This is a genomic window from Thalassospira sp. UBA4513, assembly GCF_002388495.1.
In the GTDB taxonomy this organism is placed as follows: domain Bacteria; phylum Pseudomonadota; class Alphaproteobacteria; order Rhodospirillales; family Thalassospiraceae; genus Thalassospira; species Thalassospira tepidiphila.
In genome coordinates, this window is sequence record NZ_DGMR01000038.1 from 255,400 (window position 1) to 274,516 (window position 19,117).

Annotated in this window: 17 protein-coding genes and 1 riboswitch; of the genes, 11 read left to right on the plus strand and 6 right to left on the minus strand. The window is 55.5% G+C overall.

Annotation, left to right across the window (positions count from 1 at the left end; all coding sequences use genetic code 11):
* Together nadB and B2T33_RS16800 are read left to right on the plus strand one after the other, a co-directional pair.
* A partial coding sequence (gene nadB / locus B2T33_RS16795; protein WP_286792679.1) for an L-aspartate oxidase occupies positions 1-1,065 on the plus strand: 1,065 nt, incomplete at its 5' end.
* On the plus strand, positions 1,066-1,515 hold the full coding sequence (locus tag B2T33_RS16800; RefSeq protein WP_286792680.1) for an MOSC domain-containing protein: 450 nt from the start codon (positions 1,066-1,068) through the stop codon (positions 1,513-1,515). It begins immediately after the preceding gene.
* On the opposite strand, the gene B2T33_RS16805 is transcribed toward B2T33_RS16800, so the two are convergent.
* A complete protein-coding gene (locus tag B2T33_RS16805; protein ID WP_286792682.1) occupies positions 1,512-2,126 on the minus strand; it encodes a DUF4269 domain-containing protein in 615 nt (204 codons plus the stop codon). The two genes, B2T33_RS16800 and B2T33_RS16805, sit on opposite strands and share 4 nt — an antisense overlap.
* 85 nt (positions 2,127-2,211) lie before the next feature.
* Between B2T33_RS16805 and B2T33_RS16810 the strand changes: the two genes are divergently transcribed.
* Entirely contained in the window at positions 2,212-3,168 is a 957-nt protein-coding gene (locus tag B2T33_RS16810; RefSeq protein ID WP_286792683.1) for an AEC family transporter, read from the plus strand.
* Positions 3,169-3,211: 43 nt separating this feature from the next.
* On the opposite strand, the gene B2T33_RS16815 is transcribed toward B2T33_RS16810, so the two are convergent.
* Positions 3,212-5,086, minus strand: coding sequence for an ABCB family ABC transporter ATP-binding protein/permease (locus B2T33_RS16815; RefSeq protein ID WP_286792705.1), 1,875 nt, complete (start codon positions 5,084-5,086; stop codon positions 3,212-3,214).
* A 251-nt stretch (positions 5,087-5,337) separates the two neighbouring features.
* Here B2T33_RS16815 and B2T33_RS16820 point away from each other — a divergent pair, with 251 nt between their 5' ends.
* The 7 genes from B2T33_RS16820 (at position 5,338) to B2T33_RS16850 (ending at position 13,031) form a co-directional block, all read left to right on the plus strand.
* A complete protein-coding gene (locus B2T33_RS16820) occupies positions 5,338-6,624 on the plus strand; it encodes a glutamate-5-semialdehyde dehydrogenase (protein WP_286792684.1) in 1,287 nt (428 codons plus the stop codon).
* Positions 6,621-7,229 carry a nicotinate-nucleotide adenylyltransferase gene (locus B2T33_RS16825; RefSeq protein ID WP_286792685.1) on the plus strand — a complete coding sequence of 203 codons (609 nt, stop codon included), beginning with the start codon at positions 6,621-6,623 and terminating at the stop codon, positions 7,227-7,229. The genes B2T33_RS16820 and B2T33_RS16825 overlap by 4 nt, the downstream gene beginning before the upstream one ends.
* Positions 7,230-7,284: 55 nt before the next feature.
* Positions 7,285-7,674, plus strand: a complete 390-nt coding sequence (gene rsfS / locus B2T33_RS16830) for a ribosome silencing factor (RefSeq protein WP_051007601.1) — start codon at positions 7,285-7,287, stop codon at positions 7,672-7,674.
* An 80-nt stretch (positions 7,675-7,754) separates the two neighbouring features.
* Positions 7,755-8,213 (plus strand): 23S rRNA (pseudouridine(1915)-N(3))-methyltransferase RlmH, encoded by a 459-nt coding sequence (rlmH, locus tag B2T33_RS16835; protein WP_120225710.1) that lies wholly within the window; start codon positions 7,755-7,757, stop codon positions 8,211-8,213.
* 214 nt (positions 8,214-8,427) lie between these two features.
* A complete protein-coding gene (locus tag B2T33_RS16840; protein ID WP_286792686.1) occupies positions 8,428-10,191 on the plus strand; it encodes a methyl-accepting chemotaxis protein in 1,764 nt (587 codons plus the stop codon).
* A 204-nt stretch (positions 10,192-10,395) separates the two neighbouring features.
* Positions 10,396-12,204 (plus strand): methyl-accepting chemotaxis protein, encoded by a 1,809-nt coding sequence (locus B2T33_RS16845; RefSeq protein WP_286792687.1) that lies wholly within the window; start codon positions 10,396-10,398, stop codon positions 12,202-12,204.
* A 53-nt stretch (positions 12,205-12,257) separates the two neighbouring features.
* Positions 12,258-13,031, plus strand: coding sequence for a DeoR/GlpR family DNA-binding transcription regulator (locus B2T33_RS16850; RefSeq protein ID WP_286792688.1), 774 nt, complete (start codon positions 12,258-12,260; stop codon positions 13,029-13,031).
* 24 nt (positions 13,032-13,055) lie between these two features.
* Here B2T33_RS16850 and B2T33_RS16855 read toward each other — a convergent pair whose 3' ends face one another.
* Together B2T33_RS16855 and B2T33_RS16860 are read right to left on the minus strand one after the other, a co-directional pair.
* A complete protein-coding gene (locus B2T33_RS16855) occupies positions 13,056-14,390 on the minus strand; it encodes an aspartate aminotransferase family protein (protein WP_286792689.1) in 1,335 nt (444 codons plus the stop codon).
* Complete coding sequence (locus tag B2T33_RS16860) at positions 14,387-15,388, minus strand: phosphotransferase enzyme family protein (RefSeq protein ID WP_286792690.1); 1,002 nt, start codon at positions 15,386-15,388, stop codon at positions 14,387-14,389. Before B2T33_RS16860 ends, B2T33_RS16855 begins: the two co-directional genes overlap by 4 nt.
* Positions 15,389-15,637: 249 nt before the next feature.
* Here B2T33_RS16860 and fabG point away from each other — a divergent pair, with 249 nt between their 5' ends.
* Complete coding sequence (gene fabG, locus B2T33_RS16865; protein WP_286792691.1) at positions 15,638-16,417, plus strand: 3-oxoacyl-ACP reductase FabG; 780 nt, start codon at positions 15,638-15,640, stop codon at positions 16,415-16,417.
* A gap of 82 nt (positions 16,418-16,499) precedes the next feature.
* Here the strand turns inward: fabG and B2T33_RS16870 are convergent, their stop codons facing one another.
* On the minus strand, positions 16,500-17,033 hold the full coding sequence (locus B2T33_RS16870; protein ID WP_063089168.1) for a dihydrofolate reductase family protein: 534 nt from the start codon (positions 17,031-17,033) through the stop codon (positions 16,500-16,502).
* Positions 17,034-17,195: 162 nt separating this feature from the next.
* The gene (locus tag B2T33_RS16875) at positions 17,196-18,635 is read right to left on the minus strand and encodes an L-serine ammonia-lyase (RefSeq protein WP_286792692.1); all 1,440 of its coding nucleotides are present in this window, start codon (positions 18,633-18,635) and stop codon (positions 17,196-17,198) included.
* A 193-nt stretch (positions 18,636-18,828) separates the two neighbouring features.
* Positions 18,829-18,934: riboswitch (glycine riboswitch) on the minus strand.
* Positions 18,935-19,117 lie beyond the last annotated feature (183 nt).

Below are 19,117 nucleotides of genomic sequence, written 5' to 3' on the forward strand. Positions count from 1 at the left end.
GCGCGCACCGTGATCCTTGCCACCGGCGGGGCAAGCAAGGTTTACCGGTTCACCTCCAACCCGGACGGGTCAACGGGCGATGGTATCGCCATGGCATGGCGTGCGGGTTGCCGGGTGATGAATATGGAATTCAGCCAGTTCCACCCGACATGCCTGTATCATCCGCAAGCCAAATCCTTCCTGATTTCCGAGGCCGTACGTGGTGAAGGTGGCAAGCTTTTGCTGCCTGATGGCACACGCTTCATGGACCGGTTTGATGAACGTGGCGAACTGGCCCCGCGTGATATTGTCGCCCGCGCGATTGACCATGAACTCAAACGTCTTGGTGCAGATTGTGTTTACCTTGATATCACCCACAAGGGGGCAGATTTCATCAAGGAACACTTCCCGACCATTTATGAAAATTGCCTGAGTTACGGCATCGACATGACCCAGCAACCGATCCCGGTTGTTCCGGCGGCCCATTATACCTGCGGCGGGGTTCTGACCGATTTGCGCGGGCGTACCGATCTGACCGGGCTTTATGCCATCGGTGAATGTGCCGGCACCGGTTTACATGGCGCAAACCGACTGGCATCCAACTCGCTTCTGGAATGCCTTGTGTTTGGCGAGGCCGCGGCAAAGGACATTATCGAAGCCCTACCGGTCGAGGACCTTTTCAAACCCATCCCGGACTGGGATGAAACCGGTATCACGGACTCGGACGAAGAAGTCATTGTTGCCCATAACTGGGAACAGCTGCGCAACGTAATGTGGGACTTTGTCGGCATTGTCCGCACCACCAAGCGCATGCAACGCGCTCAGCACCGTGTTGATTTGCTGCTATCGGAAATCGATGAATATTACGGCAATTTCCGTGTCACCAATGACCTTCTCGAACTGCGTAACCTGTCGGTCGTTGCCAAGCTGATCATTCAATCTGCCCTGTGGCGGCGTGAAAGCCGGGGGCTTCATTACACCACCGATTACCCTGATCTTGATGAAAGTGGCACGCCGCGCCAGACCATTCTGGTGCCGGAAAACTTCGCAGGTCGCTGGGTGATTTCCGGTCAATGGAAAACCTGAATGGTCGATAAAGCCGAACTTGTAGGTATCGCGCGCAAGGCACGCCCGCGCGCCGCGATGGAAAGCCTTGAAAGCGTTTCAGTCACAACCGAGCTTGGTATCGACGGGGATTTTCGCGGCAAACTGCACCGACGTCAGGTCACCATTCTGGCCGAAGAAGACTGGCAGGCGGCATGCCACGAAATCGGCCGAGACGACATTCACTGGACAGAACGCCGTGCCAACCTTTTTGTGCGCGGGATTGCCTTACCACGCAACAAAGGCAGCAAACTTTCAATCGGTGACGTTGTGTTTGAAATTACCGGTGAAACTGACCCGTGCAATCGAATGGATGCGGTTGCCATGGGACTGCAAGAAGCTTTGAGACCAGACTGGCGGGGTGGTGTGACCTGCCGCGTGATCGTGGGTGGCACAATGTCCATTGGTGATCCGGTGACCGACGACACCTAGCTCCCACCAACACCAAGTCGTTGGCAAAGCTGCGAAGGCGAAAGGCTGACAAGTTCAGCCAGTTCAATATACGGGTCGCCTGACAATCCCAGAAGCTTGGCAAAGGCCGGTTCTGTCTTGGTTCCCGCTTGCTTCAGCGTCCTGACCTGACGGGCAAATTCATCGCCCATCACAAATAGTATCCTCGCCTCAACCAGCATATGGACAAAACCGTATTGCGAGCGTGTCGGACAATCGGTGGCAAAGATTTCGACAGGCAGCCCGTCACAATCAAATCTGACAACCAATGCTGCCGCGACATGGCTGGTTGCAGGACGCTTGTGAAGACGATAACCGTCAAAATGACCAAACGCCCGATTTGAAAATTCAGAAAACGCCGTCAAATCAAGGGCGTTGCACAGGATATCAATGTCAGAATCCGGCGTATCAATCGCAAGCGGCAAGGTCCCGACAACCTCGGGCTCATACGCCGCCAAACAATCAATTAGCCGGTGACGGTCAAGAATTTCGGCCGCGCGTGCCCCACGTGGAGACGCATTTGCAAGTCGCCCCACCCCGGAAAAGCTATTGCCATCCAGTCCTTCTGGCCAATCCATTACCGTTTGGTTCATGTTTGAAATCATTCTGTTTCTTGACCTTGGGCCAATAGGGGGCTAGCTGATGAAGGCCTTACCACAATGAAAGCCTCTGGCCCAGATGCTTGATATCCTTGCCGTTACATTGCCGATATTCCTGATCATCGCCATTGGCTATATCGCTGTCTATCGCAACATCGTTGCGCAAACGGTCGCGCGCGGCATGGGGGCATTTGTGATTAACTTTGCCCTGCCATGCCTTTTGGTCCGCACGTTGATTGCTCATGACATCAATAAGGTGTTCGACACCAACTATCTGGCGGCATATGGCAGCGGGTCCTTGATCGTGTTTGCGCTGGGCTATTTCTTTGCCCGATTGATCGCCAAGAAAAGCCAACAGAATGCAGCACTACAGGGCATGGGCATGTCGATGTCCAACAGCGGCTTTATTGGCTATCCGATTGTTCTGCAGCTGCTTGGTCCGACGGCGGGTATTGCACTGGCACTTTGCTTTATCATCGAAAATCTGGTGATCACGCCACTAACCCTGATACTGGGCGATAGTGCCGAGGCAGAGGGCACCAGTCGTTGGCAAATTCTGCGCAAGACCTTTACCCGGCTTGCACGCAATCCAATCATTGTCGCCATCGTGATCGGAATGAGCATTTCGATTTCCGGGATCACGTTGCCCGGTCCGATCTTTTCGGTGATTGATATGCTGGCATCGGCGTCAGGGCCAGTGGCGCTGTTTGTCATCGGTGGCGGGCTTGTTGGGCTCAAACTGCGCGGTTTGCGTTTCGACATGGCACGCATCGTGTTTGGCAAACTTGTGCTGCACCCGTTGATCATTTTCCTTTTGCTGGGACTTGTCCCCGATCTTGATCCGGTGATGAAGATCGCTGCTGTCGGTTATGCCTGTGCTCCGATGTTTAGCGTCTACCCGATCTATTGTCAGCGCTACGGGCACGAAGCAATGGGCGCGGCATCTCTGATGGCAGCCACATCGCTGTCCTTTATCACCATCAGCACGGCACTTTGGTTGCTTGATAGCACCGCGGTATTCGGGCCATTGCCTTAGGCAACCGCCCGAAACCACAGCTTCAAATCTGCCCCCAGAAAAATCAGCCTGGAATTTCACCCGCGTGGGCGAGGATTTCCTCGGCCTGGCGGATTTCCTGTTGCTGGGCCCACATCTCGGCATACAGGCCATCACGATCCAGCAATTCCTGATGGCGGCCACGTTCGGCCACCTGTCCATCGCGCAGCACGATGATTTCATCGGCGTCAATCACGGTGGACAGTCGGTGCGCAATAATCAGGGTCGTGTGCCCGCGCGACACTTCACGAAGCGCCTGCTGGATATCCTTTTCGGTGCGGGTATCAAGGGCGGACGTGGCTTCGTCAAAGATCATGATTTTCGGACGTTTGAGCAACATGCGCGCAATCGACACGCGTTGCTTTTCACCGCCCGAAAGTTTCAGGCCACGTTCGCCAACCATGGTTTTGAAGCCTTCGGGAAGGCCTGCGATAAATCCGTCGATGCTGGCAAGCTTGGCAACATTTTCGATCTCGCCCTGTTCCGAACCTGGCCGGCCATAGGAAATGTTATAGGCAATGGTATCGTTAAACAGGACAGTATCCTGCGGCACGATGCCAATTTCGCGACGAAGCGAATTTTGCGTTACATCGCGGATATCCTGACCATCAATCGTGATCTTGCCACCCGACACATCATAAAACCGGAACATCAACCGCGTCAGGGTCGATTTGCCCGCCCCGCTTGGCCCGACCACGGCAACGGTTTTGCCAGCTGGCACTTCAAAGCTGACCCCCTTAAGGATCTTGCGATCCGGATTATAGGAGAAATGCACATCTTCAAACCGGACGGTTGCCGCATCACAGGCAAGGCTTTTGGCACCCGCCCTGTCTTCAACTTCCTTTTCGACATCCAGAAGCGAGAACATCCGTTCCATATCGGTCAGCGACTGCTTGATCTGGCGATAGACGAAACCAAGGAAGTTGAGCGGCATGTAAAGCTGCAGCAAATAGGTATTCACCAGAACGAAGTCACCGACCGTCATGGTGCCGTCCTTAACCCCTTGGGCGGCCAGCAGCATGTTCAGAACAAGGCCGACCGCAATGATCGCACCCTGCCCGACATTGAGCTTGGAAAGCGAGACTTGTGACTGCACAGCGGCAACTTCATAGCCCCGCAGCGCCTTGTCATAGCGGGTTGATTCATGGGCTTCGTTGTTGAAATATTTGACGGTTTCGTAGTTGATTAGACTGTCGATGGCCTTGGTATTGGCCTCGTCATCGCGCTTGTTCATTTCGCGACGGAACTTCATACGCCATTCGGTCACCACCAGCGTGAAGACGATATAGATCACGATGGTGGTAAAGGTGATCAGCGCAAACCAGACATCATAAAGCGCCCACAGGATGATCGAGACCATGAATATCTCAAGCAAGGTCGGCAGGATGTTGAACAGCATGAAGGACAAAAGAAATTCAATGCCCTTCACCCCGCGTTCAATCGCACGTGAAAGCCCGCCCATCTGACGATCAAGATGGAACCGAAGGGATAATCCATGCAAATGTTCAAAAACGCTCAGCGCAGATCTGCGAATGGCGCGCTGGGCCACCTTGGCAAAGACCGCATCACGCATCTCGCCAAAGGCCGAAACCAGAATCCGCACAAGACCATAACCGACAATCAGCGCCACTGGCACGACAATCAGGGCTGTGGTATCTGTTGATCCCGACTGGGCGGCGTTTGCCGCCGCATCACCAGCCTTGTCACCACCGCCAAGGGCATCGACCGCGTATTTGTACAGCACCGGGATATAAACGTTTGCCACCTTGGCCCCGACCAGAAACAGCAGAGCCAGAACAACACGCACCTTGAGCTCAAACTCGCCGCGCGGCCATAAATAGGGCAGGAACGTCTTCACGACGCCGAACTCTGCACGCGCAGTCGGTTGATCGGAACCCATATTTTTCAAAACCTTATCCCCAATCAGCAACCGGGCAGCATTGCGGTATGTGCACGGCATGTCATCTCTTTGTGTCATCAACAGATGGACCGCTACGCACTATTTGGCAAGCATTCAGCGTGCTTTGTCCATTCAAGGACATTGCAGATAGCCGGTTTGATGTCTATCTTGCCAATTTGTTGATAAAATCTCAGAACAATTGGCCAAGTGCGTTTTGCACTGGCCAGAATGACAGGAACGGAACCAGGACCATGACGGCGCTTGCCAGTATCGAAAGCCATGATATCGCAGCACTGATGCGCGATATGGGAATCAAGGCCCGCAAGGCGGCACTCGAACTCGCACAGGTCCCGGCCGAGCCAAAGGAAGCCGCCCTTAAGGCCGCAGCCGCCAAACTGCGCGAAAACGCAGATACCATCCTTGCCGCCAATGCAAAGGACATGGAAGCCGGTCGCGCCAAGGGCCTGACGTCGGCCTTGCTGGACCGTTTGGCACTGGATTCTGATCGCATCGAAGGCATTGCCAAGGGTATTGAGGCCGTCGCCGAGCTGCCCGATCCCGTCGGTCGTGAGCTGGCGCGTTGGAGCCCGGAACATAACGGCCTTGATATCGCACGCGTGTCCGTCCCGCTTGGCGTGATTGGCATCATATATGAAAGCCGCCCGAATGTGACGGCCGATGCCGGTGCGATGTGCATCAAATCGGGTAATGCCGCCATCCTGCGTGGTGGGTCTGAAAGCTTCCACTCATCGCGTGCGATTTTTGACTGCATGGTGGCTGGCATCCGGGAAGCGGGCCTTCCCGAAAATGCCCTTCAGATGATCCCCGTGACGGATCGCGCCGCAGTTGGCGAGATGTTGAAACTGTCGGATTACATCGATGTCATCGTCCCGCGCGGGGGTAAGTCGCTGATTTCGCGCATCACGGATGAGAGCCGCATTCCGCTGTTCAAGCATCTGGAAGGGCTTTGCCACACCTATGTCCATGCCAGTGCCGATCCGCAAAAGGCGGTCGACATTGTCGTCAATGCCAAGATGCGCCGCGTCGGGATTTGTGGCGCGACGGAAACCATCCTGATCGACAGTTCGGTCGCAGGCCGTTTGTTGCCCCGCATTTCCGAGGCACTGGTTGCCAAGGGCTGCGAACTTCGCGGGGATGAAACCGCACAGGCGATTGATGGTCGCATCAAACCGGCCACCGCCGACGATTGGGTCACCGAATATCTTGATGCGATTGTGTCGATCAAGGTTGTGTCGGGTGTGCAAGAGGCGGTTGATCACATCAACACGTTCGGATCGCACCATACCGATGCGATTGTTGCCGAAAACGCCACCGCAACGGCCACGTTCCTGAACGGGGTAGATTCCGGGATCGTCATCGTTAACGCATCGACCCAGTTTGCAGATGGTGGCGAATTTGGCATGGGGGCCGAGATCGGCATTTCGACCGGCAAGCTGCATGCACGTGGCCCGGTCGGAGTCGAACAGCTGACCAGCTATAAATACATTGTTCGTGGTAACGGTCAGACCCGTCCATGACGTCATCTGCCCCCAGATCACATGCGGCCCCACCACGGGTCGGCCTGTTGGGCGGGTCGTTCAATCCCGCCCATGAAGGTCACCTTCATATATCGCTCGAAGCGTTGAAACGCCTACATCTTGATGCGGTCTGGTGGCTGGTGTCGCCGCAAAACCCGCTTAAGTCATCGACCGGCATGGCCGACCTTGCCGACCGCTTTGATTCGGCACTGATGATGGCAAAGCATCCCCGCATTGTCGTTTCTGCAATTGAAACCGAGCTTGGAACCCGCTATACGGCCGACACTCTTGCAGCCTTGCAACGCCGTTTTACCCGAACAAAGTTCGTTTGGCTGATGGGAGCAGACAACCTGGCCCAGTTCCATAAATGGAAATGGTGGGAAAGGTTGATTTTACGTGCTCCCATTGCGGTTCTCGACCGTGAAGGGTATTCTAACAAGGCATTGTCCGGGACCGCCGCGCGCCGTATGGAACGCTGGCGCATTCCCATGGACAGGGCGGGTTTGCTGGCCGATCTGGATGTTCCGGCCTGGGTATACCTGCCAATCAAGCGCCATCCGGCCTCTTCGACCGCAATTCGCGCCGAAGGCAGATGGCAGGTGTAAGCATCGCAGCGATGTATTTGGCCGGTAAAGTCCGGCCTTCGCGCGAAACATTAAGGTGGCGACCATAGGTACCGCAAAACAGACTCTGACCTCCGGCGAAATGCTTTCGCTGATCCAGAGAACGCTCGAAGATGACAAGGCCGAAGACCTTGTTACCATTGATCTGACCGATAAGACCTCCCTTGCCGATCACATGATCATCGCAACCGGCTCGTCATCGCGCCGGGTCGCATCCATGGCCGAACACCTTGTCGAAGCCATCAAGGATGCCGGTCAGGGCCGTGCATTGGCCGAAGGCAAGGAACAGGGTGACTGGGTTCTGGTCGATACGGGCGATGTCATCGTTCATCTTTTCCGTCCGGAAGTTCGCGCCTTCTACAACATCGAAGAGATGTGGGGCGTTGAAAACCCGGCTCTGAAACAGCAGGCAGCGCGGCTGTACTAACAGCCTGCGCTGTTTGGCGTCTGCCCAAGGCGGGTAACGGCGCCAAACAGATATCTTGCGTAACGGTCTGGATCGACGACATGCAAATCACCCTTGCTGCGGTGGGACGGATGAAAGCCGGCCCCGAGAAAGATCTTTTTGACCATTACGCTGCCCGACTGCGCTGGCCCTTTGTGCTGCGCGAAGTCGAAGAAAAAAAGAAACTCCCGCCCAATCAGCTTAAAGACCGCGAAGCGGATCTCCTGCTTGGCGTCATTCCGGAAAATGCCTTCCTGATCGCGCTGGATGAGCGCGGCAAGGAATATGGATCGATCGAGTTTTCGCAAAAGCTTGAAGGCTGGATGGATCAATATGCCGGCAATATCGCCTTTGCCATTGGCGGGGCGGACGGGCATGGCGCAGCCCTGAAATCACGGGCCAATACGCTTTGGTCGCTGGGCAAGGCCACGTGGCCCCATATGCTGGTCCGCGCCCTGATCGCCGAACAGCTGTTTCGCGCCCACGCCATTCAGACCAACCATCCCTATCACCGCGAATAATGCCGCATCGCGGCATAAAGATAGGGACAGACCCTACCTGCAGTGCAAGGCACCCTATACCGTAGCTCAACTTACGCCCGAGAAAATAAAGATATTTTCTCGTTCTAGCCCATGCTGCCTTGCAACATACAAACAGCGCCGCTAACATTCCCCACAAGAAAAAAATATTCCCAAAATCAAAGAATGACTCTTGGGCAATGGTAAGGCGTTGAATATGGAACAAACCGTTTTGGCTACGCAGGACGGCGAAACTGCACGCAAGGTCGCCCAAACCAATGCTGGCATCGAAGACCTGATGCGCGGCATCTCCACCGCACTGGATTACATTCAGCATCTTCTGGAATTTGCCAATACGGCGGGCGAAACCCAGGACAGCCTGATGCGCGAAATTGACGTGCGATCAAACAATCTGCGTGCCGGTCTGGATGACACCGGGCGCGAGATCGAAAACAGCACCTCTGTTGCCCATGACGTTCAGGAAGCCACCCGCGCCACGGTGGCGGCAAAAACCGACGCCATCCGAACCGACCTTGAACGCATCAGCGCGGAGCTTGAGACCAAGGCCGAAGGTGCGAACAAGGTGCTGAGCGCGATTGAGGATATCGGCAAGGGAATCAAGCTTTTGGCCCTTAACGCCGCGATTGAGGCCGCGCGTGCCGGTGATCATGGCCGTGGATTTGCCGTTGTTGCCAAGGAAGTCGGCAATCTGGCGCAAAGCACCATGCAACGCACCCACGAGGCGGTCGATCTGATCGATCTTTCGGATGTCACCAAGGCGCTTCGCGAAAGCATGGCCAGTATCGGTAATGACCTTGATAGCCTTGGCAATGAAATCGAAGGGTCGCTTACCACCCTTCAGGAACGCTTTGCCAACATGTCAGAACGGCTATCTGATATTTCCGAGCACAATCAGGTGGTGTTTGAATTGCTGGCGGGCAGCAAGGATGCATCGGCCCGCACACGCGGCAAGGTCACCTGGGCCCATAATGACACCAAGGCGCTGAGCACAAGCCTTTCGGATGCGGCACTGGCGCAAGACAACCTTGCACAGTTTTTGAAGTCCCATCACCTGCATGATGATCCGACATATGACCGACTGGCCGATATCAAGGCGCGCGGCAAAATCCGCATTGCCATTGAACCGGCCTTTGTCGGGCTGTCATTCCGCCTGAAGCCAAATGATCCGCTGCGTGGCCTTGATGCCGATTACGCAAGGGCACTTGCCAAGTGGCTGGGCGTTGAATGTGAATTTGTTGAACATCCCTGGGATCTTCTGACAGAGCTTCTTTTTGTGGGCGCAAAGCCCGGCGCACCGACCGCCGATGTGGTCTGGAGCGCCCTGCCCCCCAGCGACTTTTACAAGGGTGTCGCTTATTCTGATACCTACACGTATCTCAACTTCGCGCTTTGTCGGCGGGCCGGAAATACGGCGACCAATCGCCTTTCTGATCTTGATGGCAAGGTGTTGGGCATCATCAACGATCCGGTGGCGTTTCAGGTTCTTGAAGAACAGGGGCTACGCTGGGCAGATAATGAAAGCAAGCCGGGCGGCATCGCCAAGCTTTCCAACCTGATTGCCTATAGCGACCAGACACGCCTGCATGATGCCTTGGCCGACGGGGCCGTTGATGCCTTTGCGGTTGATCAGCCGATCTTCCACTGGGCCGCAAATAACCCGGAAAGCCCATGGCATGGCCGCATTGAAGTCCTGCCGGGTAATATCCTGCCGCTGCCTTATTACTATACTGCCGCCGTGGCCGCCGAACCGGCATCCTGGAAGTTGCTGTGTGCGATCAACGAATTCATTGCCGAATTCCGTGGCACGTCTGCGCGCGCCGAGATCGAAAAACTTTGGCAGGGCCAGGCGCTTGAACATCACCTGACCTACAAGGACGAGGCCGGAAACCTGATCGGGGCCGATGAATTGGCAACCCTATATCACGCTCATTGCCGCAAGTTCGGCATTGCCGAGCACTAGGCAATGCAACGCAACAAAAAGTTCTGGTGTGCGGGCACCAAACGTCCTGTGGCTTTTGAAAAGCATTGCAACTTCAAGGCATCACAACAGCTGTTATCAACTTTCATAATATGCTGCCTTGCAACATTTTCCACCCGACGATAGAGTTTCCTTATAAGAAATAAAAATTCACAAAATTCAGTGGCAGTGGTGAGGCTTTGAAAAATGGAAGAAACCATCTTGGCGCCGCGTGCGGACCTGGTCGATCAGGACGAGCCGCAACAATCACCAGACACTCAGCCCATGCAGGCGGATACCCCACCACCACAAGCCGACCAACTTGACGGGCTGATGCGCGGTATTTCCACGGCCCTTGATTACATTGAAAACCTTTTGAAATTCGCCAATACGGCGGGCGAAACCCAAGACAGCCTGATGCGCGAGATCGATGTGCGATCCAACAATCTGCGCACCGGCCTTGAACAGACACGCCGCGAAATCGAAGAAAGCACCCATACCGCCAACGACGTACAGGAAAGCACGCGTGCAACGGTCTCGTCGAAAACCGATGCCATTCGTGGCGATCTTGAAAAGATCAGTCAGGATCTGGAAACCAAGGCCGAAGGTGCGGCAAAGGTTCTGAGTGCGATTGAAGATATCGGCAAGGGGATCAAGTTGCTCGCCCTTAACGCCACGATCGAGGCCGCCCGCGCCGGTGACCATGGCCGCGGCTTTGCCGTGGTGGCCAAGGAAGTTGGTAATCTGGCGCAAAGCACCATGCAGCGCACCAACGAGGCCGTAGATCTGATTGATCTGTCCGATGTCACTAAATCCTTGCGCGAAAGCATGGGCAATATCGGCAATGACCTTGACAGCCTGGGCGGTGAAATCGAAGAGGCGCTGGGTGGGCTTAAGGATCGCTTTGCCCAGATGTCCGGACGCCTTGAACATATCAGCGGCCACAACCAGGTCGTGTTTGAACTGCTCGATGCCAGCAAAGACTCATCGGCCCGCACACGCAGCAAAGTAAGCTGGGCATCGGGCGAAATCGCCAAACTTTCAAACTGCACCACCGATACAGCAAACGTATCGACCAAGCTTTCGCAGTTTCTGGCCGCCAGTTACATTCCCGAAGATCCGGCCTATGACCGTCTTGCCGACATCAAGGCGCGCGGCAAAATCCGCATCGCCATTGACCCGGCACTGGTCGGGGCCTCGTTCCGCCCGCAAAAAGGCGGGCCGCTTCATGGTATTGATATCGATTATGCCGAGGCCTTTGCCAAATCCATCGGCGTTGAGTGCGAGTTCATTGAACATCCGTGGGATCTTTTGACCGAACTTCTGTTTGTCGGCAAAAAGGCCGGGCAACCGCCCGCCGATGTTGTCTGGTGCGCCCTGCCGCCCAGCGATTTTTACAAGGGTGTCGCGTTTTCAGATACCTACACCTATCTGAACTTTTCGCTGATCCGCCGCACGGACAACACATCCATCAACACCATTGCCGATCTTGAGGGCAAGGTACTGGGCACGGTTAATGACCCCGCCGCCCTTGCCGTGCTTGAAGATGTCGGCCTTCGCTGGGCGGATAATGAAAACAAACCCGGTGGTATTGCCAAGCTTTCGAACATGATCGCCTATGGCGATATTTCGCGCGTGCATGATGCGGTTGCCGACGGGGCGATTGATGCCTTTGCAGGCGACCATCCTGTGTTTTATTGGGCGTCGAAAAACCCGCAAAGCCCTTGGCATGGTCGTCTGGAAGTCCTGCCCAAGCCGATCCTGCCGCACCCGTTCTTCTATGTCGCGGCGGTCGCAGCCGATCCGGCGTCCTATCCGTTGCTTTGTGCGATCAACGACTTCATTGCCGATTTCCGCAAGACGCCGAAACGGGCCGAGATTGAAAAGCTTTGGCAGGGTCAGCCGATTGAACATCATCTGACCTACAAGGACGAAGCCGGCAATCTGATCGGGGCCGATGAACTTGTCAGCAGCTACCACGCCCACTGCCGTAAATACGGGCTGAATTCCGATTGATGGATTGCTTAAAACGGCTGGCGCGATGATGGTCCGGGCACTATCATCGCGTCATGGCAGCAAATAAGAAATCCCTTCGACAACAACGCATTCTTGGCGAACTGGACCTCGAACCGTCATTGCGGATCGCGGATCTGGCCGAACGTTTGAATGTCTCGAATGAAACCATTCGACGTGACTTTGACGAACTGACGTCGCAAGGGCTGATTAACCGTACCTATGGCGGTGCTGTCCGCCGTCAGGCCAGCGAACCGGGCCTGAATGAACGCCATCAGCTTCACATTGCCGAACGCGAAAGCATCGCCAAACAATCCGTCCCGGTTCTGGCCGGTGCGCGCCATATCATGATCGGATCCGGGGCCACGACGGTTCATGTCGCCAAACGACTGGCGGTGACCATGACGGACCTCACCGTCATCACCCATTCGTTTGGCGTTGCCACCGTGCTTGCCATCAACCCGACAATCCGGGTGATCATGGCGCCGGGGCTTTATCACGCACAGGAAGGTGCGATGCATGGCGCGCAGACCGTGCGTTTTCTTGAAAACTATCGGGTGGAATGGGCCATATTGGGTGCCAGTGGCCTTGACGGTGACGGGGCCAGCGATGCGCTGATCGAGGCGGCTGATGTTTATTCCGTCATGATGGAACGCGCCACACGCAGCATGATCGTTGCCGATCACACCAAGTTCAATCAGGCCTTCCCGGCACGCTATTGCGACTGGACGTCGGTCGATGTTCTGGTCACTGATGAAAGCCCGATGGGGGTTCTTGATGAAACCATCCGTGCCGGTGGCTGCACGATCAAGGCCGCGACGCGCAACTGATCCCTCAATAGCCGGTTCGGGCGCTTATCGACAGGCGCGAAGCGACTTCGCCAGCGCCTCGATAAAGAAATCAACCTCGGACGATTTCAGGCAAAGCGGCGGGCGAATTTTTAATGTCTGGCCGTATTTCCCGGCCGCACCGATCAGAACCCGGTTCTCGCGCATGGCATTGATGATGTCACCGACCAGTTGCCCGCTGGGATTGGTCGGATCACCATCGGGTGACAGATCAACACCAATAAATAACCCAGCCCCGCGCACATCGCTGATGCGGCCATCAATATCCGCCAGATGCAGCAACCCTTCGCGCAATGATTTGCCACAAAGTGCTGCATTGGCTTGAAGGTTTTCATCGCGGATGACATTCAAAACGGCCAGCCCCGTCGCCGAGGCCACCGGGCTTGCGGCAAAGGTGTTGAAATATCCGACATCGTCGCAAAATGCGCTGAGCAATTCCGGCCGCACCGCAATGCCCGCCATCGGGAAACCATTGCCCATCGGTTTACCCATGCTGACGATATCGGGTTCGACATCGTGTCGGGCAAAGCCCCAGAAGGCATCGCCGGTTCTGCCAAAACCCGGCTGCACTTCATCGGCAATAAACAGCCCGCCCGCCCGATGCACAATCGCGACAGCCAGACGCAAGAAACCGCGCGGGTTGGAAAACACACCGTCACTGGAAAAAATGCTATCGGCGATCAGGGCCGCCACCCCGTATCCGCGATCCTGCAAAACAAGTGCGGCCTTATTGACCTCATCGGCAAAACCAGCGGCAATATCATCGCCGTATGTAAGCTTGCTGGGGGCCGGAATGGCAATCACGTGATCAGGCAATTGGCCACGTTTCAACGCCGATGGCGAAATGTCCGTCACCGCCGCCGTGTTGCCGTGATAGGCGGACTCAGTCACGATAAAACCACTGGCACCCGTCGCACGCTGTGCAATGCGCAGAGCAAGGTCATTGGCCTCGCTGCCGCTACAGGTCAGGACGATATTTTCAAGGTAATTCGGAAATGTCGCCTTCAGACGATCGAGATATTCCTCGGTCGTCTGATGCAGATAACGACTGTTGATATTAAGCTTGGCGGCCTGATCCGCCATAGCCGCGACCACACGCGGATGGCAATGCCCGACCGAGGGCACATTGTTATAGAAATCCAGATAGCTGGTGCCATCCGCTGCTGTCATCCAGCAGCCTGATCCCGACACCATTTCAATTGGATCGCGGTAAAACAGAACCGATGCCGCGCCAAAGTTCCGGGTGCGGCGCGACAAAAGGTCGTCACCCTCTTTGGTCTGCGCGAAAGACGTTTTGCCATCATAGGCGTTCATATCAAGGATGGGGCGCACAGGCTTCATTTCGCATTCTCGGCTGTCAGATAATCCTGCGCCATTTGCAGGGTCCCGGCGGTAAAGCCTGTGCCCATTTCCTGCGCGGTCGGTGTTTCCGGATGGCTGGCAATCCAGGCAGTCAAAAGCAGGCGACGCAGCATTACAAAGCTATCAAGCATCGCCGCGTCACTGGCTGAAAACGGCGCAACGGTCCGGTATCCCTCGACCCAGGCTTCTTTCAATGCCGGGACTATCGGATCAAGCTCGATAAAGCTGATCGCGGCTGCAAAGTCATAGCCAAACCAGCCAAAACCGCAGTCATCGAAATCAATCACACCCAGCCGGTCGCCATCGACCAGAAGGTTTGCCAGACGCAAATCGGCGTGGATCAGACCATAGCGATCATTGCCCATCCCGAAGGACGCAAGCTTCTGATCAAGATGGCTGCATAGACGTTCAAGCAACGCCAGACCATCGTCATCAAGGCCCTGTGCGTCCCGCCAATCCCCCCAATGCGGATTGGCGCCAAGGGTGGTATCGAACGTCCAGCTTTTGCGCACAAAATTAACCGATCGGGTCCATTGCCGCGCATGACCATGCAGGCGCGCACTGATCGCGCCCAACTTGAAAAATCCATCAACCAGTGCCTCATCAGCGGAGGGTTCGGCACCACGCATAAAATCAAACGCGACCACATGGCGACTGACCCCGCCCTGATCAAACTCGGCAACCAGTGACCCGTCGCTGCGCATGCGTGGCTTGGGTGTGTCGACAATGTCACTGGCCCGAAGCGCATTGATCCAGGCGAGTTCAGATTCGATTTCCGCACGCGTGTGATAGCCCGGCCGATGAACGCGCAGGATCAGTTTTGCACCGCTATTTGGATCGGTTGCCAAAAAGGTCGCATTTTCCGAAACGGTCAGAAGCGACACATCGGCATCCGGCCCCATACCCCAACCGGGCAGGACCGATATGGCACCCTCTTTCAGGACATCAATCATCTTGTCATCGTAAATGCCGCCCAATTGATGCCTCCTGTCGTTGTTTCGTGACCGCCTCGAAGCGGATGTTGTGCGCCGTTTCAGGACCGTCTCAGTACCATTTTGTGAATAATGCGGCACAAAATGTGTAACTTGCAACATTTTTTGTTGCATCACGGAATATTTCGACCAATCATCAAGAAAACATAACTCAGCGCACAATCAGGGAACCGGCAATCCGCAGCACACCGCAAAGCTGGCGCATTGCCCAATGACTTCACGAAAGGATCGACCATGCTGACTTCGATTTCCGGCAAAAGCGTCATCGTCACCGGTGGCTCAAAGGGCATTGGCAAGGGTATCGCCAAGGTATTTGCCAGCAAGGGCGCAAAGGTCATGATCGCCGCCCGCACCGAAAAGGACGCGGCCGCGACGGTGGATGAAATCAAGGCCGCCGGGGGCACCGCCGACATGTTCCTGTGTGATGTCTCGGATTTCGATCAGGTAAGCGCGCTTGCCGACTACACGGCCAAAACCTTTGGCGGGATTGACATCCTGTGCGCCAATGCCGGCATATTTCCACAGGTCAAGATGGTCGATATGACGGCGGATGACTGGGATCAGGTCATGTCGACCAACCTTAAAAGCAGCTTCCTGTGCGTGAAGGCCTGCATTCCCTATTTCGAGAAAAGCGGCAAGGGGCGCGTGGTGATCACGTCCTCGATCACCGGGCCTGTCACCGGCTATCCGGGATGGTCGCACTATGGTGCGTCAAAGGCCGGACAGCTTGGCTTTATCAAGACGGCCGCCATGGAATTGTCGCGCTATAACACGACGATCAATGCCGTCATGCCCGGCAATATCATGACAGAGGGCCTGGCCGATCTTGGCGAGGATTATCTGTGCTCGATGGCGAACTCGATCCCGCTGAAACGTCTGGGCAGTGTCGAGGATATCGCCAACGCCGCCCTGTTCTTTGCATCCGATGAAGCGGCCTATATCACCGGCCAGCAAATCGTGGTCGATGGCGGTCAAATCCTGCCAGAATCGCTTGAGGCACTTGAAGAGATTTAAGCCTTCATCCTGCGCCAAAAACGGCACAGGAACACAAAGCCCGCATCCGGTTCACCAGATGCGGGCTTGTTTGTTTTCGGGCTTACGCCAAACCGTACTGGCTGCGCACGACGCCGGAATTGTACCGTTCGGACGCCAGAAGACGGGGTTTGATCCCCCCGGCGTCACGCCCGAACAATGAAATACCGGAACCCAGCACTTCCGGGATGGTAAAGATATCAAGCTGATCGGCGAAACCGCCAAACAGGAACTGTGTGACCACGCTGCCCCCGCCGACGACCCAGATGTCGCCATCCGCCGACCGCCGGTCGCGCAATTGATCGACCAGTTCGATGATACTGCCGCCATAGGCCTCTGTGTTGGCAGGCCTATCTTTGGGCAGTTCGCGTGAAGTCAGAACGATTGTGCGGCGGGCCTCATAGGGCCAGTCGCCAAATTCCATCACCTGATCAAAGGTGTTTCGCCCGATGATCAGCGTACCGACGGAGTCCAGAAAGTCATCAAAGCCGAACTCGGCCGGGTCATATTCCCCCAACCAGTCCACCGCACCATTGGCACGCGCAATGAAGCCATCCAGACTGACCGCGATGTAAATGCGGAACAGTTTTTTGCTCATATCTATGTCCAACCGATATTGGGGTCTTTGCCCCTATTTTTAGTCGGCAAATCATAGCAAAACACCAACCGCAAGTCGCAAGAAACAAAAGCAGAAAACCGTCTAATTTACATTTCAAATGCCAAAAAGCCCGGTTTTCTGCCCTATTCTTAAGAGTTGGGATCAACACTCGACCACGTTGACATTGACCGCAAGACCGCCCTGACTGGTTTCCTTGTACTTGCTTTGCATGTCGAGTCCCGTCTGGCGCATGGTCTCGATCACCTTATCCAGCGACACGGTATGCTGTCCGTCACCGCGCAGTGCCAGACGTGCCGCATTGATCGCCTTGACCGCACCCATGGTGTTACGTTCGATGCAGGGAACCTGCACCAGACCGCCAATCGGATCGCAGGTCAGGCCAAGGTTATGTTCCATCCCGATCTCGGCGGCGTTTTCAACCTGTTCGGGCGTTCCGCCCAGCACCGCACACAGCGCGCCAGCCGCCATCGAACAGGCAACCCCGACCTCGCCCTGACAGCCAACTTCGGCCGCCGAGATCGAGGCGCGCTTTTTATAGATCGATCCGATGGCCGCCGCGGTCAGAAGGAATTCACGAATTTTGTGCTGATTGGCGTTGGCACCGAACTTTTCGTAATAGCGCAGAACGGCGGGAATAACGCCGGCCGCCCCGTTGGTCGGTGCGGTCACAACTCGCCCGCCTGCGGCGTTTTCCTCGTTCACGGCAAGGGCATAAAGATTGACCCAGTCAATCACCGTTAACGGATCACGCAGGCCTGCTTCGGGCTTTTCGGTCAGCTCCTTGTAAAGGTTCGATGCCCGGCGTTTGACATTCAGGCCACCGGGCAAGATACCGTCAGTTCGGATGCCACGGTCAATGCAGTTCATCATCGCGTCATGAACGCGATCAACAAAGGCGATGGTTTCATCGGCGCTGCGCCAGCTTTGTTCGTTCTCCATCATGATTTCCGCGATAGAGCGGCCTTCGCGTTTGCAGATTTCCATCAGTTCATCGGCGGACGAGAACGGAAATGGCAAGGTGATGTTATCGCCGGAATATTCCGCACCGTGATCGTCACTGGAAACGATAAAGCCACCCCCGACCGAAAAATATTCCTGGGTATGGATTTTCACGCCATCATGGTCAAAGGCGGTAATGCGCATGCCATTGGGATGCTGCGGCAAGGTTTCGGTGAAATGAAACACCAGATTGGTATCGCGATTAAACGCAACCGGATACTGCCCGTAAAGCTGCAACTGGCTGGTTTCATCAATCGCCTTCACAGTCGGCACGATATCATCAGGATCGATATTGCGCGGGCGCTTGCCATTCAGGCCCATGATCACCGCGGTATCGGTTGCGTGCCCCTTGCCGGTCAGGGCAAGCGATCCATAAAGATCAACCACGACACTGCCGGTCTTTTGCAAAAGGTTGCGCGCCTCAAGCTCAAGGCAGAAACGATATCCCGCGCGCATCGGGCCAACCGTATGCGAACTCGAAGGACCGATGCCGATCGTGTAAAGGTCAACAACCGACAGGTTGACGTCATGTTGGGATTTCTTTTGCGATCCCGAAGATGGATCGGTCGCGGGATTTGTCATCAAGGGCCTCCTTCACGGCTCAATAACGCGCTTGTTTTCGCGCTGTTTACGAACCGGTGTTTTTGCCCCCTCTGTCCCTTGACCTGAGATTATCCGCCCTGCCCGATCAAGATCGGCTTGGGGCGTTCATCCTTCGGTGGAAACCTGACCAGCGCTTTCTCCCAGGCGCTTTTTGGTTTCTCTCTCCAGAGCCTCTTCCGTGACGGTCCATCTGCCTGAGAGTGTTTATGAGGCATTGCTCCTTCGGCGCCGCACATCATGCAAATCGCGTGATATCCGAACTCTCCCGTCACGGTGCGAGATAACATTTCTGCCACCTCAGAGGTTCACCGTCAGATTGAACACTATCTGCGTCTTTAGACACTGTCAAAAGAACTGGTTTGCATCTGCAAAATTTTCTGCGGCAGATGCTGTTAAGCAACGGTAATCGTGCTAAATTGCCAGGGTAATTGATGTACCTGTCGTGTGCGAAGACTGACCCA